This is a genomic window from Sedimenticola sp. (genome assembly GCF_050289425.1).
Taxonomy (GTDB): domain Bacteria; phylum Pseudomonadota; class Gammaproteobacteria; order Chromatiales; family Chromatiaceae; genus Sedimenticola.
In genome coordinates this window covers 77,851-102,720 of the sequence record NZ_JBNKFS010000013.1, presented here as the reverse complement: position 1 = coordinate 102,720, position 24,870 = coordinate 77,851, and the positions used below count along the sequence as shown (strand labels likewise).

The 24,870-nt window shown below is 57.2% G+C and carries 28 protein-coding genes; 2 read left to right on the top strand and 26 right to left on the bottom strand.

Going from position 1 to position 24,870, the window contains the following annotated elements; translation table 11 throughout:
* Positions 1-191: 191 nt before the first annotated feature.
* The 20 genes from mgtE to ACQY5R_RS10835 all read right to left on the bottom strand — a co-directional run bounded on the left by mgtE (position 192) and on the right by ACQY5R_RS10835 (position 17,506).
* Positions 192-1,553 (bottom strand): magnesium transporter, encoded by a 1,362-nt coding sequence (gene mgtE, locus ACQY5R_RS10930; protein WP_428608136.1) that lies wholly within the window; start codon positions 1,551-1,553, stop codon positions 192-194.
* A 189-nt stretch (positions 1,554-1,742) separates the two neighbouring features.
* On the bottom strand, positions 1,743-3,464 hold the full coding sequence (ptsP, locus tag ACQY5R_RS10925) for a phosphoenolpyruvate--protein phosphotransferase (RefSeq protein WP_428608134.1): 1,722 nt from the start codon (positions 3,462-3,464) through the stop codon (positions 1,743-1,745).
* Positions 3,461-3,730 (bottom strand): HPr family phosphocarrier protein, encoded by a 270-nt coding sequence (locus ACQY5R_RS10920; protein WP_428608132.1) that lies wholly within the window; start codon positions 3,728-3,730, stop codon positions 3,461-3,463. Before ACQY5R_RS10920 ends, ptsP begins: the two co-directional genes overlap by 4 nt.
* A 198-nt stretch (positions 3,731-3,928) precedes the next feature.
* Positions 3,929-4,807: an RNase adapter RapZ gene (rapZ, locus tag ACQY5R_RS10915; RefSeq protein ID WP_428608130.1), complete on the bottom strand. Its 879-nt coding sequence runs from the start codon at positions 4,805-4,807 to the stop codon at positions 3,929-3,931.
* Positions 4,808-4,898: 91 nt separating this feature from the next.
* Complete coding sequence (gene ptsN / locus ACQY5R_RS10910) at positions 4,899-5,375, bottom strand: PTS IIA-like nitrogen regulatory protein PtsN (RefSeq protein WP_428608127.1); 477 nt, start codon at positions 5,373-5,375, stop codon at positions 4,899-4,901.
* A gap of 15 nt (positions 5,376-5,390) precedes the next feature.
* The gene (gene hpf / locus ACQY5R_RS10905; protein ID WP_428608125.1) at positions 5,391-5,726 is read right to left on the bottom strand and encodes a ribosome hibernation-promoting factor, HPF/YfiA family; all 336 of its coding nucleotides are present in this window, start codon (positions 5,724-5,726) and stop codon (positions 5,391-5,393) included.
* Between the two features lie 24 nt (positions 5,727-5,750).
* Positions 5,751-7,256, bottom strand: a complete 1,506-nt coding sequence (locus ACQY5R_RS10900) for an RNA polymerase factor sigma-54 (RefSeq protein ID WP_428608122.1) — start codon at positions 7,254-7,256, stop codon at positions 5,751-5,753.
* Between the two features lie 122 nt (positions 7,257-7,378).
* Positions 7,379-8,104 carry an LPS export ABC transporter ATP-binding protein gene (gene lptB, locus ACQY5R_RS10895; protein ID WP_428608120.1) on the bottom strand — a complete coding sequence of 242 codons (726 nt, stop codon included), beginning with the start codon at positions 8,102-8,104 and terminating at the stop codon, positions 7,379-7,381.
* Between the two features lie 7 nt (positions 8,105-8,111).
* Positions 8,112-8,627 carry a lipopolysaccharide transport periplasmic protein LptA gene (gene lptA / locus ACQY5R_RS10890; RefSeq protein WP_428608117.1) on the bottom strand — a complete coding sequence of 172 codons (516 nt, stop codon included), beginning with the start codon at positions 8,625-8,627 and terminating at the stop codon, positions 8,112-8,114.
* Complete coding sequence (gene lptC / locus ACQY5R_RS10885; RefSeq protein WP_428608115.1) at positions 8,611-9,180, bottom strand: LPS export ABC transporter periplasmic protein LptC; 570 nt, start codon at positions 9,178-9,180, stop codon at positions 8,611-8,613. Before lptC ends, lptA begins: the two co-directional genes overlap by 17 nt.
* 42 nt (positions 9,181-9,222) lie before the next feature.
* Complete coding sequence (gene kdsC, locus ACQY5R_RS10880) at positions 9,223-9,747, bottom strand: 3-deoxy-manno-octulosonate-8-phosphatase KdsC (protein ID WP_428608113.1); 525 nt, start codon at positions 9,745-9,747, stop codon at positions 9,223-9,225.
* A gap of 52 nt (positions 9,748-9,799) precedes the next feature.
* The gene (locus ACQY5R_RS10875) at positions 9,800-10,798 is read right to left on the bottom strand and encodes a KpsF/GutQ family sugar-phosphate isomerase (RefSeq protein ID WP_428608110.1); all 999 of its coding nucleotides are present in this window, start codon (positions 10,796-10,798) and stop codon (positions 9,800-9,802) included.
* On the bottom strand, positions 10,795-11,817 hold the full coding sequence (locus tag ACQY5R_RS10870; RefSeq protein WP_428608107.1) for a calcium/sodium antiporter: 1,023 nt from the start codon (positions 11,815-11,817) through the stop codon (positions 10,795-10,797). Before ACQY5R_RS10870 ends, ACQY5R_RS10875 begins: the two co-directional genes overlap by 4 nt.
* 145 nt (positions 11,818-11,962) lie before the next feature.
* On the bottom strand, positions 11,963-12,148 hold the full coding sequence (locus ACQY5R_RS10865; RefSeq protein ID WP_428608105.1) for a hypothetical protein: 186 nt from the start codon (positions 12,146-12,148) through the stop codon (positions 11,963-11,965).
* Position 12,149: 1 nt separating this feature from the next.
* On the bottom strand, positions 12,150-12,596 hold the full coding sequence (locus ACQY5R_RS10860; protein WP_428608102.1) for a DUF4426 domain-containing protein: 447 nt from the start codon (positions 12,594-12,596) through the stop codon (positions 12,150-12,152).
* Between the two features lie 136 nt (positions 12,597-12,732).
* On the bottom strand, positions 12,733-14,736 hold the full coding sequence (locus tag ACQY5R_RS10855; protein WP_428608099.1) for a dynamin family protein: 2,004 nt from the start codon (positions 14,734-14,736) through the stop codon (positions 12,733-12,735).
* A gap of 93 nt (positions 14,737-14,829) precedes the next feature.
* A complete protein-coding gene (locus ACQY5R_RS10850) occupies positions 14,830-15,129 on the bottom strand; it encodes a DUF167 family protein (protein WP_428608097.1) in 300 nt (99 codons plus the stop codon).
* Between the two features lie 12 nt (positions 15,130-15,141).
* Positions 15,142-15,720: a YggT family protein gene (locus ACQY5R_RS10845; protein WP_428608094.1), complete on the bottom strand. Its 579-nt coding sequence runs from the start codon at positions 15,718-15,720 to the stop codon at positions 15,142-15,144.
* On the bottom strand, positions 15,720-16,556 hold the full coding sequence (gene proC / locus ACQY5R_RS10840) for a pyrroline-5-carboxylate reductase (RefSeq protein WP_428608091.1): 837 nt from the start codon (positions 16,554-16,556) through the stop codon (positions 15,720-15,722). Before proC ends, ACQY5R_RS10845 begins: the two co-directional genes overlap by 1 nt.
* Before the next feature lie 260 nt (positions 16,557-16,816).
* On the bottom strand, positions 16,817-17,506 hold the full coding sequence (locus tag ACQY5R_RS10835) for a YggS family pyridoxal phosphate-dependent enzyme (protein WP_428608089.1): 690 nt from the start codon (positions 17,504-17,506) through the stop codon (positions 16,817-16,819).
* Between the two features lie 182 nt (positions 17,507-17,688).
* On the opposite strand from ACQY5R_RS10835, the gene ACQY5R_RS10830 reads away from it, so the two are divergent.
* Both ACQY5R_RS10830 and ACQY5R_RS10825 read left to right on the top strand, forming a co-directional pair.
* Positions 17,689-18,729: a type IV pilus twitching motility protein PilT gene (locus ACQY5R_RS10830; protein ID WP_428608087.1), complete on the top strand. Its 1,041-nt coding sequence runs from the start codon at positions 17,689-17,691 to the stop codon at positions 18,727-18,729.
* Positions 18,730-18,744: 15 nt separating this feature from the next.
* Entirely contained in the window at positions 18,745-19,905 is a 1,161-nt protein-coding gene (locus ACQY5R_RS10825) for a PilT/PilU family type 4a pilus ATPase (RefSeq protein ID WP_428608085.1), read from the top strand.
* A 126-nt stretch (positions 19,906-20,031) separates the two neighbouring features.
* Here ACQY5R_RS10825 and ACQY5R_RS10820 read toward each other — a convergent pair whose 3' ends face one another.
* From ACQY5R_RS10820 to ACQY5R_RS10795, 6 genes are all read right to left on the bottom strand, one after another.
* A complete protein-coding gene (locus ACQY5R_RS10820; RefSeq protein WP_428608082.1) occupies positions 20,032-20,913 on the bottom strand; it encodes a dihydroorotate dehydrogenase electron transfer subunit in 882 nt (293 codons plus the stop codon).
* 8 nt (positions 20,914-20,921) lie between these two features.
* Positions 20,922-22,226: a dihydroorotase gene (locus ACQY5R_RS10815; protein ID WP_428608079.1), complete on the bottom strand. Its 1,305-nt coding sequence runs from the start codon at positions 22,224-22,226 to the stop codon at positions 20,922-20,924.
* Positions 22,223-23,200, bottom strand: a complete 978-nt coding sequence (locus tag ACQY5R_RS10810) for an aspartate carbamoyltransferase catalytic subunit (protein WP_428608076.1) — start codon at positions 23,198-23,200, stop codon at positions 22,223-22,225. The genes ACQY5R_RS10815 and ACQY5R_RS10810 overlap by 4 nt, the downstream gene beginning before the upstream one ends.
* Complete coding sequence (pyrR, locus tag ACQY5R_RS10805) at positions 23,197-23,721, bottom strand: bifunctional pyr operon transcriptional regulator/uracil phosphoribosyltransferase PyrR (RefSeq protein ID WP_428608194.1); 525 nt, start codon at positions 23,719-23,721, stop codon at positions 23,197-23,199. The genes ACQY5R_RS10810 and pyrR overlap by 4 nt, the downstream gene beginning before the upstream one ends.
* 7 nt (positions 23,722-23,728) lie before the next feature.
* Entirely contained in the window at positions 23,729-24,130 is a 402-nt protein-coding gene (ruvX, locus tag ACQY5R_RS10800) for a Holliday junction resolvase RuvX (protein ID WP_428608074.1), read from the bottom strand.
* A 138-nt stretch (positions 24,131-24,268) separates the two neighbouring features.
* The gene (locus ACQY5R_RS10795; RefSeq protein WP_428608072.1) at positions 24,269-24,832 is read right to left on the bottom strand and encodes a YqgE/AlgH family protein; all 564 of its coding nucleotides are present in this window, start codon (positions 24,830-24,832) and stop codon (positions 24,269-24,271) included.
* Between the last annotated feature and the right edge of the window lie 38 nt (positions 24,833-24,870).

Below are 24,870 nucleotides of genomic sequence, written 5' to 3'. Positions count from 1 at the left end.
GGTGGCCCGGCAATTCTGGTGACCCGCCGCGAGACCGAGGTGCGTAAGGGTGGCCGCGAAGTGATGAAGGCGTGGGTGCGCATCGAATCGGCAGCTTGCACTGGTTGTGATATCTGTTTGAGGACTTGCGGGCCGGACGCGATCCTGCCGGTCGATCTGTCGGGCATCGCCCCAATCGAAGGTTAATCCGTTCAGATCAGGAACAGGGTTGCCAGTCCAAGGAAGGAGAGAAAACCGACGATATCGGTCACGGTGGTCAGCAGTACCGAGCCGGCCAGCGCCGGATCGATGCCCGCCTTGGCCAACGCCATCGGCAGTACGGTGCCGGTGAGAGCAGCCAGGATCAGATTGATGCACATGGCGGTGGCGATCAACAGGCCGATATTCAAATCGTGGAACCAGAAGCCGGCGATCACCGCCATCACGCCGGCCCAGATAATGCTGTTCAGGGATCCGACAGCCAGCTCCTTGAGGACCAGCCAGCGGGTATTTTTGCCCGAAAGCTGGCCCAGGGCGATACCGCGTATGGTGAGGGTCAGTGTCTGACTGCCGGCAATGCCCCCCATGCTGGCGACGATCGGCATCAACACCGCCAAGGCCACTATCTTCTCGATAGTGGCTTCGAATTGACCAATCACCCAAGAGGCGAGCAGGGCGGTGATCAGGTTGATGCCGAGCCAAAGTGCCCGCCGCCGGGTGGAGATCAATACCGGGGCGAACATATCCTCGTCTTCCGATAGACCGGCCTGACCCATGAACTGGTGTTCGCCCTCTTCACGGATCACGTCTACCACGTCGTCGATGGTGATGCGGCCGATCAGCCTTCCGTCATCATCCACCACCGGGGCGGAGATCAGGTCGTGCTGTTCGAAACGGTTGGCCACTTTGCCGTCGTCCCAGTTGGCGGGGATAGCGCGTACATCCAGCGACATCACTTCCGCTACCGTGTCGTCCAGGTCGTGGGTGACCAGTACAGTCAGGGGCAGTACCCCCAGGTATTTGCCATCCCGATTGACCACCATCAGGATATCGGTTTGGGGTGGTATCTTCTCTCTCAAGTGGCGCAGATAGCGCATCACCACGTCCAGCGTGACTTCCGGTCGCACGGTGATGGTGTCCGGATTCATCAGACCGCCGGCGGTATCCTCCGGGTAAGGGAGGACGGCCTCCAGGCGCTCGCGGCGCTGATGGTCCAGGGAGTCGAGGATCTCCAGGGTAATGGTTTGGGGAAGCTCTTGGATCAGGTCGGCCAGGTCGTCGGTGTCGAGACCTTCGGTGGCGGCCAGCAGCTCTTCCCGGTCCATCTTGCTGATCAGGTCGGCCCGGACTTCGTCCGCCACCAGGATCAGCACTTCACCGTCATTCTCTTCGCTCACCAGCCCCCAGACGATATCGCGCTGGGTCAGCGGTAGCGATTCCAGCAGATGTGCTATTTCACCGGGATGGAGGGCATTGAGCATCCGCCTGGCTTGCTGCAGGGTGCCACTGTCCAGGGCCGCATGCAGGCGGTCCAGACGGGTGCTGCCAATTTGTGCGGGTGCCTGATCGGACATGGTTGACGGGATTCCTCGCCGGGTGAAGGCTGGGTGCTTCGGACCGGGCCGATTCTAGCAGTTGCAGATGACAAGCGGGAGACATCAAGTGTGAATTAGTGTGATTCAGCGCTTTTTTATGCTGTGATAGCAGAATGCCGGGTCGTGGACGGTGAGAATGCCATCGGGTGCGGTTCACCATGGCGATCTTCAGTGCCGGGTACAGATCTTGTCCAGTAGTTGCTCAAAGTCGCTCTCGCCCAGCCGTTTCATCAGTTTGCGGGTTTGTCGCGTCAGCTTTGCCGCATCCAGCTCGAACAGGCGCTCCTTGGCGATCAGCAGCGAGCCCGGCTGCATACTGAACTCACGCAGTCCCATCCCGATAAGAAGTGGGATGTAACGCGGGTCACCGGCCATTTCACCACACATGCTGACCGGGATGCCGGCGCGCTCCCCAGCCGTAATCACCATCTGGATCAGACGCAGGATGGCGGGGTGCAGCGGATCGTAGAGGTAGTTGACCTCGTCATCGACACGGTCTATCGCCAGGGTGTACTGGATCAGATCGTTGGTGCCGATGGAGAGGAAGTCCAGTTCGCGGGTGAAGGCATCGGCGGACAGCGCGGCGGCGGGTACCTCGATCATGCCCCCCACCGGGATTTCGCTGGCGAAGGGAATGCCTTCATGGCGCAGATCCGCTTCGGTTTCGCTGATCAGGGCCTTCAGTTTCCGTACCTCCTGAAGGTTGGACAACATCGGGATCATGATGCGTACCGGCCCGTGGACAGCGGCGCGCAGGATTGCCCGCAACTGAGGCTGGAACATCTTGGGTTCTTTCAGGCAGAGGCGAATGGCACGTAGGCCGAGTGCCGGATTGCAACTGGTGGCGGTACAGCCGTCGACCTGTTTGTCGGCCCCCAAGTCCAGCGTACGGATGGTAATCGGGATGCCGTCAAGTCCCTCCACTACCCGGCGATAGGTTTGGTAATGCTCCTCTTCATCTGGCATGCCCTGTCGGTTCATGTAGAGAAATTCGGTTCGGTAGAGGCCGACGGCATCGGCCTGCAGTTCCCGGGTGGCTTCGATATCCTCGGGCAGCTCAATATTGGCCATCAGGTGCACCCGAACCCCTTCACGGGTGGTGGCGGCCTTGCCGATCAGGCTGCGTAACTGGGTGGCGCGGCCTTGGGCTACGTTGATGCGGCTCTGGTAGTGAGCAAGGGTGGACTGATCGGCGTCTGCCAATACCACGCCCTGTTCGCCATCCACCACCACACATTCACCCTGGCGCAGCAACCGGGTGATGTTGTGTACCCCGACAACTGCTGGGATGCCCAGGCTACGGGCCAGGATGGCGGTATGGGACATCGGTCCGCCAAATTCCGTAATGAAGGCGGCGATCCCCTGGTGGCGCATCACGATGGTATCGGCGGGGGTCAGGTCCTGGGCCAGGATCACTTTGCCGTTGAGATCGGCTTCGGTATCGCCGTCGATATCCAGCAGACTCATCTGGATCTGGTTGACCACGTGCTCCACGTCGTCCTTGCGGGTCCGTAGGTAGGGGTCATCCATGGTGTCGAATACTTGAACCAGCGAATCGCGCTGTAACTGCAGTGCCCATTCTGCCGCATAGGCGTGTTGCTGTATCAGCTGTATCGGTACTTCTACCAAGGCGGCATCATTCATCATCAGCAGGTGGGTGTCGATGAAAGCGATGATGTCGGAGCGGGTGGTGCTGGGGATTTTTTCGCGTATTCCCTGAAGCCGTTCCCGGGCGCCCTTTATCGCCAATCGGAAGCGCTTGATTTCACCGGGGATATTTTTACTGTCGATAGTTCGCGGACTGATATCCAACAGTCCACGCTGCAGAATATGGGCTTCGCCGATGGCAACGCCCCGGGTGATGCCGATGCCGTTTCCGGCAAAGGTCATTCAGGTTCTCCAAACCGGTCGTTAATCAATGCCTCCAATGCGGCGGCGGCCTCGATTTCATCCTCTCCCTCTGTGGTGAGGGTTAGTTCGGTTCCCTGACTGGCGGCTAACATCATCACCTCCATGATACTTTTTCCGTTGGCCGGCCTGGCGTCGCGGATCAGTTGAATGGTGCTGCTGTACTGCCCCGCTTCGGTGATCAGCTTGGCTGCCGCCCGGGCATGCAGTCCCAACCGGTTGATAATGGTTATCTGTTTCGTGACCATAAAAAGCTCAATTCGCCCCTACCATGGGGAAACAATATCTCACAATCGGCTTCCGTGACAAAATAGCAGGCCGGGTAGTCGTTCAGATAGTTTGTCCGCTCCCATGGTGGGAAATATATTTTTATTATTTTGAATGGAAATAGGGGCCGGCTTTCAGCCATGCGGTGGGGTCTACGGCCGCCTTATATTCCTGGCCGATTATCGCTCCGGGGCTGATTCCCGGGGCAGGTCACGATGACGGGTCTGAATCTGTCTGCCACAGGTGCGGAAATGGGTTGCCAGTTGTTCCACCAGGTAGACGGAACGGTGCTGTCCGCCGGTGCAGCCGATAGCAATGGTCAAGTAACTGCGTCCTTCGGCTTCAAAGCAGGGGATCCACTGCTCCAGAAAACGAATCAGGTCCTCTTTGTATCGCTGCACGTCGCCGCTTTCTCCCAGGAAACGTTGCACGGCATCATCCTTACCCGTTAGTTGGCGCAGTTCGGGTTGCCAGTGGGGATTAGGCAGACAGCGGGCGTCGTAGACAAAGTCGGCGTCTCGCGGGACTCCCTGTTTGTAGCCGAAGGATTGAAACAGGAGGGATATTTTTGTATCCAGCCGTTCAGTGATACGGGAGCGAATGATGTGCCGCAGCTCATGCAGGTTGGTTTGGCTGGTGTCGATGCGGATATCGGCGACATTGAGAAACGGTGCCATCAACTTCCGCTCGTAGCTGATCGCCTCCGCCAACGGCCTGGCACCACCGGTCAGCGGATGTCGGCGGCGGGTTTCGCTGAAGCGTTTAATCAGCGTTTCGTCCTGCGCCTCCAGGAATATCACCTCGTAGCGGATTTTCTGTGTCTTCAGCGGTTGCAGCAGGTTGGCGATACTCTCGAACTCGGCCGGCGCATTGCGCGCGTCAATACTGATGGCGACCAATTCAAAGCGTTTGTCCTGTCTGTTGACCAGCTCGCCCGCCAATGCGGGGAGCAGGAAAACGGGCAGGTTGTCGATGCAATAGTAGCCCTCATCTTCCAGGGTGTGCAGTGCGACGCTTTTTCCAGAACCTGAAAGTCCGGTGATGATGGCCAACTTCATAGGGTCTCCGTTACCTCTGTTTACACCTTTGGGTAGTTAGGGCGTGTCTTCCTGCAGCGATAACAGAGATCCTTCTAAGGTGGGTGACAGATCAGCCGTTGGCGCTTTTCGGTATGGGCTCCTGTTGTATGAATGCCTGCAGCAGTGCCTCCCTGTCTTGGCTTTTACGCAGGCGCTGACAGAATGTTTCGTCACTGAACAGGGTAGCCAGTTTTGCCAAAAGCTGCAGATGTTCTTCGGTTGCCTCTTCGGGGACCAGGAGGCCGAAAACCAGATCCACCGGTTTTTGATCGATGGCGTCAAAATCGGCGCCTGACTGGAGTTGAATGAAAGCGCCACGTGCTTCGGTGACGCCGGCTACGCGGGCGTGAGGCAGGGCGATGCCATGCCCCAGCCCGGTGCTGCCTAATCGTTCCCGCTCGAGCAGTTTGTCGAACACCGTGCCCTGATTTAGCTCCTCCGAGGCCGTTGCCAGCAGGCCTGCTATCTCTTCGAGTATGCGCTTTTTACTAGCAGCCGGATTCGCCACGCTGATGCGTTCGGCATTTATGAAATTTGCGGGAAACATGGTTTTGCCTGTTGATTAGATTTCAGCGTTGGCAGGATCGATTCCTTTCATGCCTACACCATTGCGGTGATTGGTACTCTTCTCCTTGAGTTTTTTGACCTGTCGGTCGACTTTGTCCACCAGACCATCGATGGCGGCATACATATCTTCTTCTACACAGTCTGCAAAGACATCGGCGCCATTCACGTGGAGTGTGGCTTCGGCCTTTTGGCGCAGCTTCTCGACACTCAGAATGACATGGATTTTGGTGACATGGTCAAAGTGTCGCTCCAAACGTTCGAACTTTGTCTCGACATAATTGCGCATGGCTTCGGTGATGTCCACATGGTGACCGGTGATGCTGATTTGCATGATTTGCTCCTTGGTTACTGGCCTCTAGACGAGGCGCTTGCGCTCGTTTGATGGCGGTATCGCCATAGACTCGCGGTATTTTGCTACCGTCCGCCGTGCGACCTGAATGCCCTGATCGGCGAGTATGCTCGCCAATTTGTTGTCGCTGAGAGGCTTGTTCGGCTTCTCGGCAGCGACCAGTTTTTTGATCAGTGCGCGTATCGCGGTGGCGGAACACTCTCCGCCTCCAGCCGTGCTGACATGACTGGAGAAAAAATATTTGAACTCGAGCGTACCCCGGGGGGTATGCATATATTTTTGTGTGGTGACCCGTGAAATGGTGGATTCGTGCAGTTCCAGGGCTTCGGCGATATCCCTTAGCACCAACGGTTTCATCGCCTCTTCGCCGTGTTCGAAGAACCCCCGCTGCAGTTCGACAATCTTGGTCGCCACCCTTAACAGTGTTTCGTTGCGGCTCATCAGGCTTTTGATAAACCAGCGCGCTTCCTGAAGATGATTCTTCAGATAGTTGTTGTCATCGCTGTTGTCGGCACGGCGGATCAGTCGCGCATATTCCGGATTGACCCTGAGTTTGGGCGCCGCTTCGGCATTCAGGTCCACGTGCCATGTGCCATCCCGGCGCGTCACGAAGACATCTGGAATGACGTATTGGGGTTCAGTTTCGGCCACCAGGCTGCCTGGGCGCGGTATTAGCGAACGGATCAACTGGTTGATCGATTTCAGCGTGTCATCATCGATCTTCAGCTTGCGCTTGATCTGGTTATGATCCTGCTGGGCCAAAAGCTCAAAGTGATCGCTGATCAGGCGGGTGGTGAGCGCCATGGCCGGATGGGGCTCCGGAAGTTGACGCAGTTGGATCAGCAAGCACTCCTGCAGATTGCGTGCGCCCACCCCTGGTGGATCGAATTGTTGAATTCGGTGCAGTACCGCTTCAATCTCATCCAACTCGACCTCTTGAGCGGCCATGCTGTCGAGTATCTCCTCCAGTTCCATTCGCAGGTAGCCATCCTCATCGATGCCGTCGATGATGGAGACGGCAATCTCGCGATCCAGATCGCTGAACGGCGTCAGGTTTAACTGCCAGGTGAGATAGTCGTAGAGGGTGCGTGCACTGCGGCGCTGGGAGAGGTAGTCATTGTCACCCGAGTCTCCCCGCGAGGCGAGCCCGGAAGAGGGAGGGAGCGCGCTGTCGTATACATCATCCCAGCCGCTGTCCACCGGCAGATCTTCCGGCATGGAGTTTGCCTCGCCGTTGATCTCTTTTTCGTTATTGAGGTCGTTGCTGGTGGCTTTATCCCCTTTCAAGCCATCGCCATTGAGCCGCTCAATAACGCTTTGCTGTTCGTTGCGGCGGGCGTCTTCCCGCGCGCTGTTGTCCTCTTCGGTCTCCAACATCAGGTTGGAATCCAGCGCTTCCTGGATCTCCTGCTTGAGATCCAGGGTCGAAAGCTGCAGCAACCGTATGGCCTGCTGCAATTGCGGCGTCATGGTGAGATGCTGGCCAAGTCGAAGCTGGAGCGTTTGCTTCATGCGGTTATCTAGATCTGGTACGTAATTTGTATGTTTTTCACAGCTTCATTCTAGCGTAAAAAGCGAACAGGCGCACAAGGAGAAAATGCTTTGTTGCTGTGAATCAAACCTAAGTCGATTGGTTATAAACTGAACTCTTTTCCCAAATAGACCGAACGGACTTCCTCGTTGGCCAAAATCTGCTCCGGTTCGCCCTCGGCCAGCACCTTCCCCTCGCTGATGATATAGGCGCGCTGGCAGATTCCCAGCGTTTCCCGCACGTTGTGGTCGGTTATCAGTATACCGATGCCGCGGGCAGAGAGCTCCCGGATGATGTTCTGGATATCCTTGACCGAGATGGGGTCGATGCCGGCAAAGGGTTCATCCAGCAGGATAAAGCGCGGCTCCATGGCGAGCGAGCGGGCGATCTCGAGGCGCCGCCGCTCACCTCCGGAGAGGCTCATCGCCTGGTTGTTGCGCAGATGGGTGAGATTAAAATCCACCAGCAAGGCTTCACAAGCCTCGATCTTTTCCGGTCGATCCAGATCTTTGCGGGTCTCGAGTATGGCGAAGATGTTGTTGAAGACGGTTAGCTTTCGGAATATAGACGGTTCCTGGGCCAGATAACCCAGCCCGAGGCGGGCCCGGGCATGCATAGGCAGGGCCGTGATGTCGTGTCCATCTATCTTGATGGTTCCCCCTTCCGACGGCACCAGCCCGGCTATCATATAGAAGCAGGTGGTTTTACCGGCGCCGTTGGGGCCCAGTAATCCGACCACCTCTCCGCTGGAGAGATTGAGTGAAACACCGTTCACGACGGCGCGGCGGCGATAATGTTTCGCCAGATTTTCGGCAGTTAAGACAGTCATCGGTGAGTTACTTTTTACCGCCGATGGTTACCTTGACACGCTCTTTACCCTTGGCGCTGGTGCCGGCCTTGACCACGGCCCGTGCGCGGTCGTAAATGATCCGGTCGCTTTTAAAGGTGTCCTTGCCCTGAGTGAGCACGGCATCGCCGGTCATATTGATGATTTCACTGTTGGCGAAGTATTCGGCCTTTTTTGCTCGACCCTTGATCGTTCCCTTGTCGCCCTCGGTGTCTTGTTGAAAGGTGACCGGGTTTCCGACGGCCTCAATCTGATCATTCTGCTCCTTACGCTGGGTAACGGTGACTTTGTCCGCCTTAAGGATAATACTTCCCTGTGTCAGTACCACATTACCTTTATAGGTGCTGATACCGCTGCGGTCGTCGATGTCTACGCCATCCGCTTCGATATAGATAGGCTGATCCTTGTCCGACTGCAGGGCGCTGGTCAGTCCTGGCAGGATCAGCATCAGGGCAAGGGCGAACCACCGGCGGCCAGTGTGATGGGGCTTAGGGATTGACTTCATAGCGTCCTCGTACATTGGCTAGTAGTTTGATTCGGATCGGCTGCTGCAGCCAAATCTGCATGCCTTTGGCGTCGATGCGGTCTGCATTGCTGCGCGCATTGACCTGGGCATCCGTCTCCACATAGTTGTCCCGCGGTTGCACGCGCAGATCACGGGTCCTGATATGCAACGGCCTTACTCCCGGAGCCGCAGAACGGTCAATTTTAACCGCACCCTGCAAAAGAAGCACCTCTCCGTCTCCGGATAGCCAGCCGGTCTCCGATACGACGCGCCAGGGGGGGCGGTCCAGATCGTAAAGTGTCAGTCTGGGTTGGAGGAGCTCGGTACTGTCATCATCCATGAAGTGGGTCAACCGTTCCGCAACCAGGCGCTTCCCGGGGCGACCGGAGAGATCCATCATAGTGGAGTCGACACCTTCCAGGTAATAGTCGGCACGGTGTTCCTGGGCGGCGTGTGATGATTCGTCCAGTGAACTTTGCCGGGCGAGCCAGAGCGTGCCGCCCACCAGTGCCAGCAGTAGGCCGCCAATCACCAGATTTCGCTGTTCGATCATCAAGCGTGATGCCTCTTCAATGATGCCAGTGCGTGGATAGTATCAGCGCAGATACTTCTCATACGCCTGCTCCAGGGTGCCCTGTGCTGCCATCAGCATTTCGCAAATTTCCCGTGCAGCCCCGTGTCCGCCTGCCGCCTGGGTCTGCCAGTGGGCATGCGCTTTCGCCAGCTGATGGGCGTCCTGTACCGTGATGGCCAACCCGACCTGGCGCATGACGGGCAGGTCTACCACGTCGTCACCCACATAGGCGATCTGTTCATTACGCAGGCCCAGCTTGTCCCGCAACGCTTCAAAAGCGGGCACTTTGTGGCGTTGGCCCTGGAAAACGTGTTCGATGCCCAGACTCTCCATGCGCAGGGCGACTACATTGGAAGTGCGACCAGTAATAATACCTATCTCGATGCCGCTTTTTTGCAGTAGCTTCATGCCGAGGCCGTCTTTGGAGTTGAATGCCTTGTACTCTTGGCCATCATCTCCCAGATAGAGGCTGCTGTCGGTCAGTACCCCATCCACATCAAAAATGACTAAACGAATCTGCTTCGCCCGGTTTAATGTCTCCTGCATCTTACTTGTCCTTCATACGGCGTTCATTGGGTTGCTGTCGTGACTCTCCGGGTCAGACAATACCGGCCATCAGCAGGGAGTGCATGTTCAGGGCGCCAATCGGTATCTGCTGGTCATCGACGATAAACAGAGAATTGATTTTTTTCTCCTGCATGATCTTCAGCACCTCTGCCGCCAACATGTCGGCGGTGGCCGTGGTACTGCCGTGGGTCATCACGTCGGCCACCAGGCAGTTGCGTATGTCGATCGGGTGGTCGAGGGTGCGTCGCAGATCGCCATCGGTGTAAATCCCCTTGAGACGGCCCTGGTCATCGGTTACCGCCGTCATGCCCAGTCCTTTTTTGGTCATTTCCAGTAGGGCGTCCCTGAGGTTGGCCTTGTCCGATACTTGGGGTATCTGTTCGCCCGTGACCATAACGTCGCTTACCAGCAATAGGAGTCGGCGTCCCAGGCTACCGCCGGGATGGGAGCGGGCAAAGTCCTGCTCGGTGAAGCCGCGAGCCTCCAGCAGTGCGATGGCCAGTGCATCCCCCATGGCCAGGGTGGCGGTGGTGCTGGAGGTGGGGGCCAGATTGAGCGGACACGCCTCCTGTTTGACGCTGACGTCTAGATGGACATCGGACTGTTGGGCGAGGTTGGAATGGGGGTTGCCGGTCATGGCGATCAAGGGAACACCCAGTCGTTTGATCAGTGGCAGGATGGTGAGCAGCTCGGCTGTCTCTCCCGAGTTGGAGAGTGCGAGTACTACGTCCTTGCCGGTGATCATCCCCAGGTCGCCGTGGCTGGCTTCTCCCGGATGCACGAAAAAGGCCGGGCTACCGGTACTGGCCAGTGTGGCAGCGATTTTACTGCCGATATGGCCGGATTTACCCATGCCGGTCACGACAATGCGCCCCTCGCAATTCAACATAAAGCCGCAAGCATGGGAAAAATCACCATTGATTCGATCGGCCAGGGCCTGGATGGCGGCGGCTTCGTTACGAATTACCGCTAGCCCCAGGGCTTGGAGTTTTTCTGCCTCTTCGACAGAGGGTTTGCAGTCCTTTTTCATGAGGGTTGCCGCTCTATTGTTTGTGGATTTGTCGTTGGCTCAGCGGCCGTGACAGGTTCAGAGTGCATGAAGAGTACCCCTTGATAGGCGACGAAAGCCAGTACCAACAGGGTTCCTTCAAATCGATTGATCCGTCCGGCACCGCCAAAACCATAGCTGATAATAAACAGCGCCAGTGTCAGGCCGAGCATCATCGGCATATCCCGGGTCAGCACCAGCGGGTCGAACGGGCCCGGTGCGATCAATCCCGGCACCGCCAACACCGCCAGCAGGTTGTACATGTTGGAGCCGATGACATTGCCGATCGCGATGTCGTGTTCTTTTTTCAAGGCACTGGCGATGCTGGCTGCCAGTTCCGGCAGGCTGGTGCCGAGTGCCACGATAGTCAGACCTATCACCAAGTCGCTCACGCCATAGGCGGTGGCGATATTGACGGCTCCCCAAACCAGGATGCGGGAGCTGAACAGCAGCAAGGCCAGGCCCAGGGAGAAATTGAAGATGGCTTTGCCAGTACTCATCGCCTCAGGCAATTCGTCGAGAATTTCAGCCGTTATCGGGTCGCTGGCGAGGCTGCGCTTTCCGATCTTAACCATGGCGATCAGCATGGCTACCAGTCCTGCGATCAGAATCAGGCCGTCGATGCGTCCGAGGGTTCCATCCAGCATCAGCAACAGCGTGCCGATACAGACCGCCAACAAGATGGGATACTCCCGGCGTAACGTCTGCGATTGCACATTCAGAGGCGCGATTAAGGCGGTAACACCCAATATCAATCCGATATTGGCAATGTTGGAACCGAGGGCGTTACCGATAGCCAGTCCGGAGTTACCCTGCATGGCCGCCATGCCCGAAACCAGGATCTCCGGGGCTGACGTGCCGAAGCCGACGATGGTCAGGCCGATGATCATCGGCGGCAATCCCAGATTGCTGGCAATGCCGGAAGCGCCGATGACAAAACGATCGGCCCCCCAGACCAGCAGGGTGAAACCAGTAATAATGGCAGCGATATCTAACAGCATAAAGAGAATCGTGGGGGATAAGAGAGTTAAGTTCCAACAGCTTTTTATGGCGCAGGCATTGTTTCAGACCTCGCCGGGATTGTCCAAGTTTCTTGCCGGGTTGGAGGGATGTATGGGTTTGCCGGGAAAGTGACTGTTTAGGTGGTCACTCCGCTTGATTGCGGGTGGCACCGCAGCGACGACAGTGGTAGCGGCTGACCAGGCGACCCTGTTTGACATCGAATACCTGAGATTGATCCAGCTTCCATTTATGATGGCCGTTGCGGCAGAGGGTATTGCCTTTATGGCGTTCGCTGGCGCGGATCTTTTTGAAGGGGAGTACGTCGCCCATTTCAGTCGATGTAGAAGTCCTGGGACAAGGTGGCAGAGATTGGGTTTGTGCTCCCGGCCGGTGTTACCTCAAGGAAGAATGTCAGGGTCTCTCCGTCGACAATGGGAAAATCGCCGATGTAATAAATGGCATCGCCTTCGTGAATCTCCTGCAGGTCAATCACATGTCGGCGGCCGATCAGATTCAACGCATAGGCACTCACCTTGGCTGTCACCGGCTGGCCGGTTGTATTGGGCACGTCCTTGATGACGCTGATGTTCAACAATCCACGGTACTTGCTGCGCACAATCCGGTAACTGCTGGCGACATCCGGGCTTAGCAGAGCGGTCGGTATGGCGTTGTGGTGGATGGTGTAGCCGTTGGTCCGGGTGCTGTTCTCAGCAATCGCCCACGTGCTGATGCATAGCAGTAGCAGGCTGAAAGCAATGGTAGAGATCCGGAGTTGCATAGTGCTGCCTCTCTTCTTGGGTAAAACGGTACGGGTCGAATGGAACGGGTACTGTCTTTAAGAATAGACCCAAAGCCCCTATTGTGAAAATGCCCGTGTCGCCTTTGTTTCCGCTTAAGGGTGTGAGGGTGATCCGCTAACCGGCGCTCTTTCTGGCCGAGACCAGTTTCGGTTTGGGGCGTGTTGTTTTGGCAACCGGGTAACTGGTGTTGAGCGTGTTGTGAATGTTGCGCAAGATCGTCAACTGCTTGGCTACCGCGTTGTGCTGATTCTCCAGTTCTGTTACCCGCGACTCCAGCGTGTCCCGGGAGCGGCTGATTTTCTGCAGATCCAACAGGCGACGTTCCATCTGTTCCTTGTGTTCACGGATCTGGAAGGTAAGGGGCTCCAGGGCGGTGCTGAGCCAGGAGTCCACCTCTTGCCTGGCTTGGAAGAAGATGTCCCTGGCCCGACTGACCATGGCGACAAAGAAGCGCTTCACCACGAAGTGTTTCTCGGTCATGGCGGTAACCGGACTTTTACGGAAGATTTCCGCCTCTTGATAGAGCATCTCCAGTTCAACCCGGTAGCGCATGATGGAGAACATCTTTGGCTGGACTACGGAAAACCCGTGCTCATTCTGGAAGCGCCGATAGATGCTGCGGATCAGCTTGCGTGCCTGTTCGCTCTGATCTACCACTATCTGCATATTGCCGCGCATGTCATCGAACAGAGAGCGCATGCTCGATTTGAGGCCGAGGGTGGTCCAGTTATCCGCCATGGCGTTATGGGTGGCGGTAATAGAACGCTCCAGTTTCTTCAGATCCAGTGCATCCCGTAGGGTGTTGGCTTGATCCTTCAGGATTTTGCGGCTGGCCTGAAAGCTGTTGACGTTGCGCATGTAGTCCGCCTGCTCGGTGCGGGTCTTGGTCATCATGTGCTCGATCATGTCCTGGCTTTTGCCGCTCAGTTGGCGCAGCTCATCAAGCTGTGACTGGATGCCGTTCAACTTGGTCGCGACGATTCCGCGGGTATTTTCAACCATCTGGCTGATTTCCGCCGTTACCGTATCCTTTATGATCTCTTGGCGTGAATCGAGGATGTCGTTGGAGAGATAGTGCTCCAGTTTCAGCAGATGACTCTGCTCCATCAGATTGTCATCACCCTTGATCTTGCCCAACAGGCCTTTATGGGCCGATACTGGAAAAATCGCCTTGCGATTCACTCCCAGTATTTGGGCGGTGTGATTGCACTGGCGATTGATAGCGTTATCGATGCTGGTCGCATCCTGCAGCTCATCCCAAAGGGTATCGATCTTGTTCAGGACCACGATCAGGCCGCGCTGACGGCTACGCTGAAAGCCCTTGATATGGTTTTGCCACATCTCCAGGTCGCTGCGGGTGACGCCGGCATCGGCGGCTAACACGAATAGTACCGCCTGGGCGGAGGGGAGCATTTTTAACGTTAGCTCCGGTTCGCTGCCCAGGGCGTTCAGTCCCGGCGTATCGAGGATGGTCAGACCCTGCTTCAACAGCGGATGGGGGAAACTGATCAGGGCATGACGCCATTTGGGGATTTCGACAAAGTCGGGTGGTCGGCTCTGGTTGGGGTGCTGCTGCGGATCATACATGCCCAGACGCACCGCTTCGGCCAGGGTTACTTTACGGGTTTTGATCACCTCTTGCAGGCAATCCTCGACCTGGTCCGCCGATTCCAGATCCAGCGGGTAAGTCACCCAGAGCGCCGGTTTGCGTTTCAGGTCACGGATGCTGGTATCCTGCAGTCGGGTCTCAATCGGCAACAACCGCACGTAGGCTTGGTCGGCCTGCTGGTCGTAGAACAGCTCGGTCGGACACATGGTGGTGCGACCGGCCGTGGAGGGGAGCAGACGACGCCCGAAGTCGGAGAAGAAAATGGCGTTGATCAGCTCAGTCTTGCCGCGGGAAAACTCCGCCACGAAGGCGATGGTGAGTCGATCGCTATAGAGTGACGACAGGCAGTCACGGATGCGTTTCTCACTCTCATCCGTCGCCAAGCGGTGCTTGCTCAGCCAACTGTAGTAGAGCTTGACCGTACGAATAATGTCCGCCTTCCACTGCTCGTAAGCCTTCAACTGTGTTTCCAGTTGCGATCGCTCCACAGGATGCTCCTTCTGTTGCATTGGCCGATCTTACTACAGGGTCGCCTGAAGTTTCGAGAAATTATAGGCAGTTTCACGGCTACTGCATTGAAAATACAGATAAACCGCTAATCTTTATGACGGTTTTGTGAGGGAGATTGGGAATTTCTGCGGTCGGTGGATACGAAATCCCTTGTTTTTACAGCTGTCGCCGCTAATCAGGCTGACCTGATCCCGGCCCACGCCAAAGGCTTTGGCAAGAAATCGCTGCAGATGTGCATTGGCCTTGCCTTCGACCGGCGGGGCGGTAATGCGCACCTTGTATTGGTCACCGTAGGGCCCCACGAACTGGTCCTTACTGGCCCTCGGTTGGACCCGAAGTTGCAGCAACAGGTCTTCCCCCTCCCAGCGGTACCAATCAGTACTCGAGGTCATACCGGTCCATCGTCAGAGCAACAGGCTAGTCGTGAGCATCTGAAGCGGGGGGATCAACAGCATCTTCAACAGTTGCAATCCCACCAGCACCGCCATGGGTGAAAGATCAATGCCGCCGATCGGGGGAATCAAGCGTTGGGCCGGCCGCAGCAAGGGGGCAGTGATGCTGTAGATCAAGGCGCTAGCGGGATTGTAGTGGCCCGGATTGACCCAGCTGAGTATCACCTGGATGAGGATGGCGAACAGGAAAAAATTGATGGTCAAGCTGATCAGCTCGGGGATGGCGAAGGCCATGGCGGCCAGGGGTTGCATGCCTTTGCCGGAAACCAGCATGATCAGCGTCAGTTCGAGGGTTTTAAGCAAGAACATCAGTATGATAGAGGCGACGTCGATACCGCCGATACCGGGGATAACCCGCCGTAGCGGGCGCAGCAGCGGGGTGGTCATCTTGACGGTAAACTGGGAGATCGGGTTGTAGAAATCCGCCCGCACCAGTTGCAGAATGAAGCGAAGCATCACCACCAGGATCATCAGGTCAAAGATTACCTGGATCAGGAACGCCAGGGGATCCGTCAGGTAATTGCTCCCCATCAGTGATTCCCCAGCATTTCAGACAGCTCTTTGGAGCGTTCACAGGCGCCGCCGATGGCCTCCCCGAACAGCTCCCGGAGTTTGCCCTGTTCCAATATCGACAGGGCCCGTTCGGTGGTGCCACCAGGTGAGGTGACCTTTTGTCTCAGGGTAGCCGGGCCGTCACTGCTCTCTATGGCCATGCGGGCGGCGCCAAGGGCTGTCTGTATGGTCAGCAGGCGGGCCGTGTCAGCGGCCAGGCCGTTGCTGATGGCGGCTGTCTCCATCGCTTCCATGACCAGGAAAAAATAAGCCGGGCCACTACCGGATAGGGCGGTGGCAATGTCCATCAAGGCTTCGTTGTCGACCCAACGGGTCAAGCCTACCGCCCGTAAAATCGATTCCGCCAAATCCCTTTGCGCGGCGGTTACGCCGCTTCCGGCATGGAGCACGGTGGCACCCGCCTGCAGCATGGCCGGGGTGTTGGGCATGGTACGTACCAGCGCGATGTCGCCCCCCAGCCAGGCTTGCATATCTGCTTCGCGAATACCGGCGGCGATCGAAACCACCAGGGGGTGGCGTTGCTGTACGGCTGCTTGTATGTCGCGGCAAAGCTGTTCGAGCGCTTGTGGTTTTACCGCCAACACAACCACATCCGCCTGGCGTATGGCGTCGATATTGTCGGTGCCGGACTGAATGCCGAAACGCGCCGAAAGGTCGGCCAGTTTGCCGCTGTCAGGATCGCTAGCGATGATTTTTTTGGGATCGTAACCATCGGCGACCAGGCCGCCAATGAGACTGGTTGCCATGTTACCGGCACCGATAAATGTGAGGGTCTTGCTGCTCGTATCGCTCATAGTGGTTGTATGTCTTGTTTGAGTGAGCCCCATGGGCTGGGGCTATATCCTAGCGCATTCGGATCGGCTGATATATCCCGATTCGGTATCGCTCCTAATCAAAGTCTAAGGAACCCCTGATTAATTCAGAGGTTCTGGTAGTACAGGGATGTGCTGCCAGTTTTGGTGGCTGTAAGCCATTGAAAATGAAGAAAACGAAAAATCGCATTTTTTGTTTTCGTGCGCTGATAAAGCCAGGGATGGCTTTAATCAGGGCTTCCCTAAGCATAGTTTCTCGGACCAAATATAGCTGTACCTATACGTACCAGCGTTGAGCCCTCCGCGATAGCGGCTTCCAGGTCATCCGTCATGCCCATGGAGAGTGTCTCCAGCGGCAGTGTCTCAGTCGCCAGTTCGTCACGCAGTTGTCGCAGTAACCTGAACGGTCGCCGCTGCGCTTCCACTGTTTCAGAGGGTGCCGGAAGTGTCATCAGCCCCTGCAGCGACAGCCTTGGGAAGCTTGGCATCTGCTTGATCAGTTGCCTGGCGTCGTCGATCGACATGCCCGCCTTGCTCTCTTCATCATCGATTTTAATCTGCAGGCAGATTTTCAGGGGCGGCAGCTGTGTCGGGCGTTGGTCGTTGAGACGTTTGATATGGCGCAGACTGTCGATACTGTGAACCCAGTCGAAGTTTTCCGCTATGGCGCGGGTCTTGTTTCCCTGTATCCTGCCAATGAAGTGCCACTCAAGATTGCTGTCCCTGAGCTGTTCGATTTTATCGAGCGCTTCCTGTATGTAACTTTCGCCAAAGCGGCGTTGTCCCGCTGCAACGGCTTGAAGTATATCCTGGGCCGGACGGGTCTTGCTGACGGCCAGCAGTTGCACCGATCCGCTGACGCGACGGTACTTCTCTTCTGCCTGCTGGATCTGCTGTTGGACCGCTTCGAGGCGGGTCTGGATTGGGGACATGATCTTGATCAGCCTGTGTGTCTATAATAAGTAGAGTGAGCGCGGAGTGCGGTTGCAGTCCGGGTATTAAAACAAAAAAACGCCAGTTTCCCCAATAGCGGTCGCTAATCCCTAAGCGGAGGCGCCTGGGATAGCGGAAAACGGGTGCCATACAGATAACAGAATGACGGGAGACGGGGTGTATGGATATTGCTGAGCTGCTTGCCTTCAGCGTCAAGCATGAGGCTTCGGACTTGCACATTTCGGCGGGATTGCCGCCGATGATTCGGGTAGATGGGGATATTCGCCGCATCAATGTGCCGGCACTGGATCATAAAATCGTTCATGGTCTGGTCTACGACATCATGAACGACAAGCAGCGTAAGGACTACGAGGAGTTTTTGGAGACCGATTTCTCGTTCGAGATTCCCGGTCTGGCCCGTTTTCGTGTCAACGCCTTCAATCAGGATCGCGGTGCATCGGCGGTTTTTCGTACCATTCCCTCCAAAGTGCTGACCCTGGAAGATCTGGGGTGTCCTGAAACCTTCAAGGACATTGTTAATGTTCCCCGGGGGCTGGTACTGGTGACCGGTCCGACCGGGTCGGGCAAATCCACTACGCTGGCCGCGATGATGGATTACAAGAATGATACGGAGTATGCCCACATTCTCACCATCGAGGACCCGATTGAGTTTGTGCATACCAGTAAAAAGTGTTTGATCAACCAGCGCGAGGTACATCGGGATACCCTGGGCTTTTCCGAGGCGTTGCGTTCGGCGTTGCGTGAAGATCCGGATATCATCCTGGTGGGTGAGTTGCGTGACCTGGAAACCATCCGCCTGGCATTGACGGCGGCCGAGACCGGACATCTGGTCTTCGGCACCCTGCATACCAGTTCCGCCGCCAAGACGATCGACCGCATCATCGACGTGTTTCCGGCCGGCGAAAAATCCATGGTCCGTTCCATGTTGTCCGAATCGCTACGTTCGGTTATCGCCCAGACCCTGTTAAAGAAAGTCGGGGGTGGGCGTACCGCGGCGTGGGAGATTATGGTCGGTACTCCGGCCATTCGTAACCTGATCCGCGAAGACAAAGTGGCGCAGATGTACTCGGCGATCCAGACCGGCCAGGCCCACGGCATGCAGACGCTGGATCAGCATCTGCAGGAACTGGTGAAAAAAGGCATGATCAGTCGCTTGGATGCCCGCTCCAAGGCGATGAATAAAGAGATATTCAGCGGTTAATTGATGCATTCGTGAATGATGGAGCCGATATCAATCGGCAGCGAGGATAAAGTGGATTTTAATGCGATTTTGAACCTGATGGCCCAAAAGAAGGCCTCCGACCTCTTTGTCACAGCGGGGATGCCGCCCTGCATCAAGGTTAACGGCCGCATTATGCCTGTCGCCAAAAGCAAATTTAGCGATGACCAGTCCCGGGAACTGGTGATGAGCATTATGTCGCCGGCTCAGCGTGAAGAGTTTTCCCAGACCAACGAGTGCAACTTTGCGGTCAGTTCCAAGGGTGCCGGCCGTTTTCGGGTCAGCGCCTTCGTGCAACGGGATGCCGTGGGAATGGTGCTGAGGCGTATCGAAACGCGAATCCCGGAGATTCAGGATCTGTTGTTACCCCCGGTATTAAAAGAGTTGGCGCTGGCCAAGCGCGGTATCGTGTTTTTTGTCGGGGCCACGGGGACCGGCAAATCCACCTCGCTGGCTTCCCTGGTGGGTTATCGGAATCGCAACAGCTCCGGTCATATCATCACCATCGAGGATCCGATCGAGTTTATTCATAATCACGATGGCTGTATCATCACCCAGCGCGAAGTGGGCATCGATACTGAATCCTATGAAGTGGCGCTGAAGAATACCCTGCGCCAGGCGCCGGATGTCATCCTGATCGGCGAAATCCGTACCCGGGAAACCATGGAGCATGCCATCGCCTTTGCCGAAACCGGTCATCTGGTACTCTCCACCCTGCACGCCAACAATGCCAATCAGGCGCTGGATCGGATCATCAACTTTTTCCCGGAAGATCGCCGTGACCAGGTGTTCATGGACCTATCACTGAATCTGCGTGCCGTCATTGCGCAGCAGCTGATTCGGCGTCCGGATGGCAAGAGTCGACGACCGGTGGTGGAGATCCTGATCAATACTCCGCTGGCTTCCGATCTGATTCGCAAGGGTGAGATACATAAGCTGAAGGAGCTGATGAAACGTTCCACGGAGCAAGGTATGATCACCTTCGATCAGGCACTCTACCAGCTCTACACCGAGGGCGAGATCACCTACGAAGACGCTATTTTGTATGCCGATTCGGCCAATGAGGTGCGGCTGATGATCAAACTGGGTGGGGGGGACGCTGAACGTTACGCGGCCAGAATGAATACGGTCTCACTGATTGATGAGGAAGATATCTAGGCTTCCGAGTGGGCACAAAAGCGTGCTCACCCCAACCGACCCCTCGTTCCCACGCTCAGCGTGGGAACGCATATGACTTATCTTGGCGTTTTCTGCGGTTACGATGAGTTTTTAAGCCGCGGTGTGTCAGGCGGGGAATACCTTCCGTGAGTCAAATACCGGCCCATCCACGCAGACCCGCTTCATGGCGGGGCCTTGATCGGTTTGTACCTCAACCACACAACCGGCACAGCCGCCTACACCACAGGCCATGAACTCTTCCAGTGACACCTGGCAAGGCAGATTAAATTCGTCCGCCAGTCGGGCCACCCCTTCCAACATCGGATGGGGACCGCAAGAGAAGATCTCCACCTGGGACAGCTCCTCGGCAGGTAGCGACTGGAGCCAGTGGCGGGCCAGCTCCGTCACATAGCCTTCATAGCAGCCCGGGAAACCTTGCAAGCTGGCCAGTCGGCTTGGGATCAGCCAGTCATCCAGCAGCGGCATGCTGGCTATTACGCCGTCCGGCATCTCCGGCATCAACAGAGTGGAGGGTTGCGGTTTGAACGGGAAGGGCACTTCGGAACCGAGGATAACCAGGGGCCGGAATTCGCGCTTCCCGGCCAGCGACTGCGCAATAAAAACCATCGGGGGCATACCGACACCGCCGCCGATGAGCAGCGGACGGGGACGCTCCGGGTTAAGCTTGAACGGCACGCCGATGGGGCCGAGCAGGCTGAGCGATTCCCCCGTCTTGCGCTGTGCCAGCAGGCGGGTGCCTTCCCCCACCGCTTTGTAGAGTAGCTCCACCCAACCCTGTTGGGCCGATGTACGCATGATAGATATCGGTCGACGCAGGGGTCTGGAACTATCACATTGAATGTGCACAAAGCTGCCTGGCAGCGCCTTCTCGGCACAGCGGGGAGCCTGGAGCCGGAGAATATACTGGTCGCCTTCAAATGCCTGGTGGGAGAGTATTTCGGCCTCTTCCAGGAAGAGAGTGTCACGATGGGGTTTGTTGTTGGTCATGTGTTGGCTCAGGCCTGGGTTGAACTTTCTGATTGAAATACGAGGCGACCCTCAAATAGGGTATGGGTTACCTGACCCTGGAACTCCCAGCCGATAAAGGGGGTGTTGCGCCCCGAACTGGGCATCTCTTCCCGCTTGAGCACCCAATGTCTGTTTGGGTCATAGATGCAGATATCTGCGCTGCTGCCCGGGTTGAGGCGGCCGTAGGGGAGATCCAGCATATCCGCCGGTCCACAGGTGACGCGGGCGATCGCCTCGGAAAGGCTGAGCACACCCTCATCCACCAGTTTCAGGGTCAACGGCAGCAGCGTCTGCAAGCCGGCCATGCCGGTTGTGGTGGAGGGGAAGGGGGCCTCTTTGGCGTCGGCTTTCAACGGTTGATGGTCCGAGCAGATAGCACCGATGACCCCTTTGGCCAGTGCCGCCCGCAGGGCATCCCGGTCGGCGAGGCTGCGCAGGGGTGGATTCAGGTGGCAATTGCTGTCGAAATCCTCGATATCCATTTCGGTCAGGTGTAACTGGTGGGCGGCTACATTGGCCGATACCTGTAGGCGCTGCTGCTGCGCCTGCTCGATCATGCGCGCTGCGGTGCCGCTGGAGAGCAGGTGGAAGTGGATGCGGCAGCCGGTATGTTCGGCCAGGGCGAGATCCCGGGCGACCGCAACCGATTCGGCGGCCTCGGGAATGCCCGGTAGCCCCAGGCGGGCGCTGACGGGGCCTTCGTGAGCATAGCCGTTATTACGCAGATGGCGGTCTTCCGGGCGCAGGATAGCGGTAATGCCGAAGGTGGCGGCATACTCCAGCGCGCGTCGTTCCACCAGGGTATTGGCCAACGGCGCATAGCCGTTGCTCATGGCGATGCAGCCCGCCCGCTTCAGGGCCACCATCTCACTCAGGTATTCACCGGCCAGCTGTTGGGTCATGGCGCCGATCGGCAGTACTCTGGCACGGGCCGCCCGTTTGGCTCGCCGCAACAGCAGGGTGACCACAGCGGGGGTGTCGATGACCGGGTCGGTGTCCGGCGGGCAGCAGAGGGTGGTGATGCCGGACTTGACGGCAACGGCGGTTTCGCTGGCAATGGTGGCGATATGTTCTTGCCCCGGTTCCCGCAGGCGTGCACTCAGGTCTACCAGTCCTGGGCAGACGATCCGGCCGCTGGCGTCGATCGTCTGTTGTGCGCTAAAACCCTCTGGACAGTCGCCGATGGCTACGATCTTCCCGTTGTGGATATACAGATCGGTGACTTGGTCGATCTGGTTGGCCGGGTCGATAAGCCGGCCGCCGGTAATTCGGGTGCTGTTCGAGGCATTCATCGTGCGGCCGCTCCCTGGGCCTGGGTGCCCATGGTCATGGACATCACCGCCATGCGGACGGCGATGCCGAAACTCACTTGTTGCAGGATGACCGAGCGTGGTCCGTCGGCCACCTGGGAATCCATTTCGACCCCACGGTTGATCGGGCCGGGGTGCATCACGATGGCGTCCGGTTTGGCCGCTTTGAGTCGTTTTTCGGTCAGCCCGTAGAGCTGGAAATATTCGTGTTCACTGGGCAACAGCGCCCCGGTCATGCGCTCTTTCTGTAGGCGCAGCATGATCACCACATCCACGTCCCGGATACCTTCTTCCAGGTCGTGGAAGATGTGTACCCCCAGGGTGCGGGGGTCGGGCGGTAGCAGGGTGCGCGGGGCGATCACGCGGACTTCGGACGTTCCTAGGGTATTCAGGGCCAGAATCTGTGAACGGGCTACACGTGAATGGAGAATATCTCCGACAATGGCAACCCGCAGGCCGGTAAATTCCCCCTTGTGTCGCCGAATGGTGAACATATCGAGCATCGCCTGGGTGGGGTGGGCGTGTTGGCCGTCGCCGGCGTTGATGACGCTGATATGGGGGGCAGCATGGGTGGCGAAAAAGTGTGCCGCACCGCTGTCCGAGTGGCGGATCACGAACATATCCACGTGCATTGCTTCGAGATTGCGCAGGGTGTCCAGCAAGGTTTCACCCTTGGTGGTCGAGGAGGTGCTGACATTCAGGTTGAGCACGTCCGCCGAGAGGCGCTTGGCGGCGACCTCGAAGGTAGTGCGGGTGCGAGTGCTGTTTTCGAAGAACAGATTGCAGATGGTTTTGCCGCGCAGTAACGGTACCTTTTTGACCACCCGTTCCGATACCCCGGTAAAGGACTCGGCGGTATCGAGTATCTCGGTCAACATCTCCCGTTTGAGTCCGTCGATGGTGAGGAAATGCTTGAGTCGGCCTTGATTGTCGAGTTGGATATTGGGCTTGCTCACGATGTTCCCCTGGTCTCCTGTTTAGAGGTGCCGATAATCAGGTTGAGCGGTTTCGGTCCGGTCAACGTTATCTGTTGTTCGTGGGTCAGCGGCGGGCGTACGCCTACCACGCTGGGTTGAATCGGCAGCTCACGGCCACTGCGCTCCACCAGGGTGGCGAGGAGGATGGAGGCCGGGCGCCCGTAGTCGAAGATTTCATTCATGGCCGCGCGGATGGTGCGGCCGGTCTGCAGTACGTCATCCACCAGGATAATGTGGCGGTCTTCGACCTCGAACGGGATTTGGGACGGTTTAACCTTGGGGTTCATGCCGATACGCGTGAAGTCGTCACGGTAGAACGAGATGTCCAGGGTGCCGAGCGGTTGCTTGATTTCCAGCAGCTTGTGTAGTCGTTCCGCCAGCCAGACACCACCGGTGTGGATGCCGATCATCACCGGATCCTTGGCCTGTTGAACTTCCAGGCGGGTTTTGATGGCTTGTACCATTTCGCCGATCAGCCCATCAATCGCTTCGGCCTGCATATAGATTTTATCGTCTTTCACTTAACCAGGTTTCCAGGATCAGTTTTGCTGCAATAGCATCAAGTTCATCGTATTTTTTCATTCCACGGCCCCGCTCCTGACGGGCTATTTGCGAAGTCAGTCGCTCGTCAGCCAGGTATACGGGGAGTCGATAGCGACCTTCCAGTTGCCGGGCGAAGCGGCGCGCGAGCGGCGCGATTTCAGTCTCGCTGTCATCCATATCGTAGGGAAGGCCCACTACCAACGCCTCCGGCAGCCACTCTTCGATCAATCGGCTGATCCGCTTCCAGTCCGGCTTCTGCTGAATGGCCCGTAAGGTGACCAGCGGATTGGCGGTGCCGGTCTCTGTCTGCCCGACGGCGATGCCGATCTTGGCGGTGCCGTAGTCAAAGCCCAGTAGTGTACCCATTTTTCGCTGGCAGATCAGCGTCGAATACGGTCGACAGGGAGCAGGCTGCCGCCGAACCCGTACCACCCGGCGGGGTGGCAAGCGGGCGGTGTTTGGCTAACCCGGTCAGGGCAGTGTGGCGTTAACGGTAACCCGTCTCTAGGCATGTCCGGCTTCACCCGATAGCAGGTTCAGGTCTATGCCGAGGGCCTTGGCCGCCGCTTCCCAGCGTGCTTCGGCCGGCAAATCAAACAGCACCTGCTCCGGCGCCGGGCCATTCAACCAGGCATTGGCGCTCATTTCATCTTCCAACTGACCCACGCCCCAGCCCGCATAACCCAGGGCAATGAGGGTCTTTTGCGGTCCCTTGCCCCGGGCAATGGCGTCAAGAATATCCCGAGAAGTGGTGATGCTGATGGTCGGGGTGATCTGTAGGGTGGAGTCCCACTCGCCCCCCGTGGTGTGCAATACGAAGCCCCGGTCGGTCTGTACCGGGCCGCCGATATAGATCGGCTGTTCAGCGCAGGGCAGGCTGCTATCGCTGATATCCAGTTGATCAAGAATGTCGTTAAGCCTTAATCCGGAGGGGCGGTTGATGACGATGCCCATGGCACCTTCTGCACCATGCTGGCAGAGATAGGTCACGGTGTGATGAAAGTTGGCATCGGCCAGTCCTGGCATGGCGATAAGGAACTGGTTGGTCAGGGATACGGGGTTGCTCATAGTTATATAGTATCGGATGAGGGGGATAGCTCCGCAAC

Coding starts and splice junctions, on each gene's coding strand:
- lptA (WP_428608117.1), bottom strand. CDS start 8,627: ATGAAGTCAATCCCTAAGCCCCATCACACTGGCCGCCGGTGGTTCGCC.
- ACQY5R_RS10845 (WP_428608094.1), bottom strand. CDS start 15,720: ATGGGGAGCAATTACCTGACGGATCCCCTGGCGTTCCTGATCCAGGTA.
- ACQY5R_RS10830 (WP_428608087.1), top strand. CDS start 17,689: ATGGATATTGCTGAGCTGCTTGCCTTCAGCGTCAAGCATGAGGCTTCG.
- ACQY5R_RS10920 (WP_428608132.1), bottom strand. CDS start 3,730: ATGGTCACGAAACAGATAACCATTATCAACCGGTTGGGACTGCATGCC.
- ACQY5R_RS10860 (WP_428608102.1), bottom strand. CDS start 12,596: ATGCAACTCCGGATCTCTACCATTGCTTTCAGCCTGCTACTGCTATGC.
- pyrR (WP_428608194.1), bottom strand. CDS start 23,721: ATGCAGGCCGAAGCGATTGATGGGCTGATCGGCGAAATGGTACAAGCC.
- mgtE (WP_428608136.1), bottom strand. CDS start 1,553: ATGTCCGATCAGGCACCCGCACAAATTGGCAGCACCCGTCTGGACCGC.
- ptsP (WP_428608134.1), bottom strand. CDS start 3,464: ATGACCTTTGCCGGAAACGGCATCGGCATCACCCGGGGCGTTGCCATC.
- rapZ (WP_428608130.1), bottom strand. CDS start 4,807: ATGAAGTTGGCCATCATCACCGGACTTTCAGGTTCTGGAAAAAGCGTC.
- ACQY5R_RS10870 (WP_428608107.1), bottom strand. CDS start 11,817: ATGCTGTTAGATATCGCTGCCATTATTACTGGTTTCACCCTGCTGGTC.
- ACQY5R_RS10875 (WP_428608110.1), bottom strand. CDS start 10,798: ATGAAAAAGGACTGCAAACCCTCTGTCGAAGAGGCAGAAAAACTCCAA.
- hpf (WP_428608125.1), bottom strand. CDS start 5,726: ATGCAAATCAGCATCACCGGTCACCATGTGGACATCACCGAAGCCATG.
- ACQY5R_RS10900 (WP_428608122.1), bottom strand. CDS start 7,256: ATGAAGCAAACGCTCCAGCTTCGACTTGGCCAGCATCTCACCATGACG.
- ACQY5R_RS10795 (WP_428608072.1), bottom strand. CDS start 24,832: ATGAGCAACCCCGTATCCCTGACCAACCAGTTCCTTATCGCCATGCCA.
- ACQY5R_RS10850 (WP_428608097.1), bottom strand. CDS start 15,129: ATGACCTCGAGTACTGATTGGTACCGCTGGGAGGGGGAAGACCTGTTG.
- ACQY5R_RS10855 (WP_428608099.1), bottom strand. CDS start 14,736: ATGCAACAGAAGGAGCATCCTGTGGAGCGATCGCAACTGGAAACACAG.
- lptB (WP_428608120.1), bottom strand. CDS start 8,104: ATGACTGTCTTAACTGCCGAAAATCTGGCGAAACATTATCGCCGCCGC.
- ACQY5R_RS10815 (WP_428608079.1), bottom strand. CDS start 22,226: ATGAATGCCTCGAACAGCACCCGAATTACCGGCGGCCGGCTTATCGAC.
- proC (WP_428608091.1), bottom strand. CDS start 16,556: ATGAGCGATACGAGCAGCAAGACCCTCACATTTATCGGTGCCGGTAAC.
- lptC (WP_428608115.1), bottom strand. CDS start 9,180: ATGATCGAACAGCGAAATCTGGTGATTGGCGGCCTACTGCTGGCACTG.
- ACQY5R_RS10865 (WP_428608105.1), bottom strand. CDS start 12,148: ATGGGCGACGTACTCCCCTTCAAAAAGATCCGCGCCAGCGAACGCCAT.
- ACQY5R_RS10835 (WP_428608089.1), bottom strand. CDS start 17,506: ATGTCCCCAATCCAGACCCGCCTCGAAGCGGTCCAACAGCAGATCCAG.
- ptsN (WP_428608127.1), bottom strand. CDS start 5,375: ATGTTTCCCGCAAATTTCATAAATGCCGAACGCATCAGCGTGGCGAAT.
- ruvX (WP_428608074.1), bottom strand. CDS start 24,130: ATGGGTACACTACTGGGCTTTGACTACGGCACCGCCAAGATCGGCATC.
- ACQY5R_RS10820 (WP_428608082.1), bottom strand. CDS start 20,913: ATGACCAACAACAAACCCCATCGTGACACTCTCTTCCTGGAAGAGGCC.
- kdsC (WP_428608113.1), bottom strand. CDS start 9,747: ATGCAGGAGACATTAAACCGGGCGAAGCAGATTCGTTTAGTCATTTTT.
- ACQY5R_RS10825 (WP_428608085.1), top strand. CDS start 18,745: ATGATGGAGCCGATATCAATCGGCAGCGAGGATAAAGTGGATTTTAAT.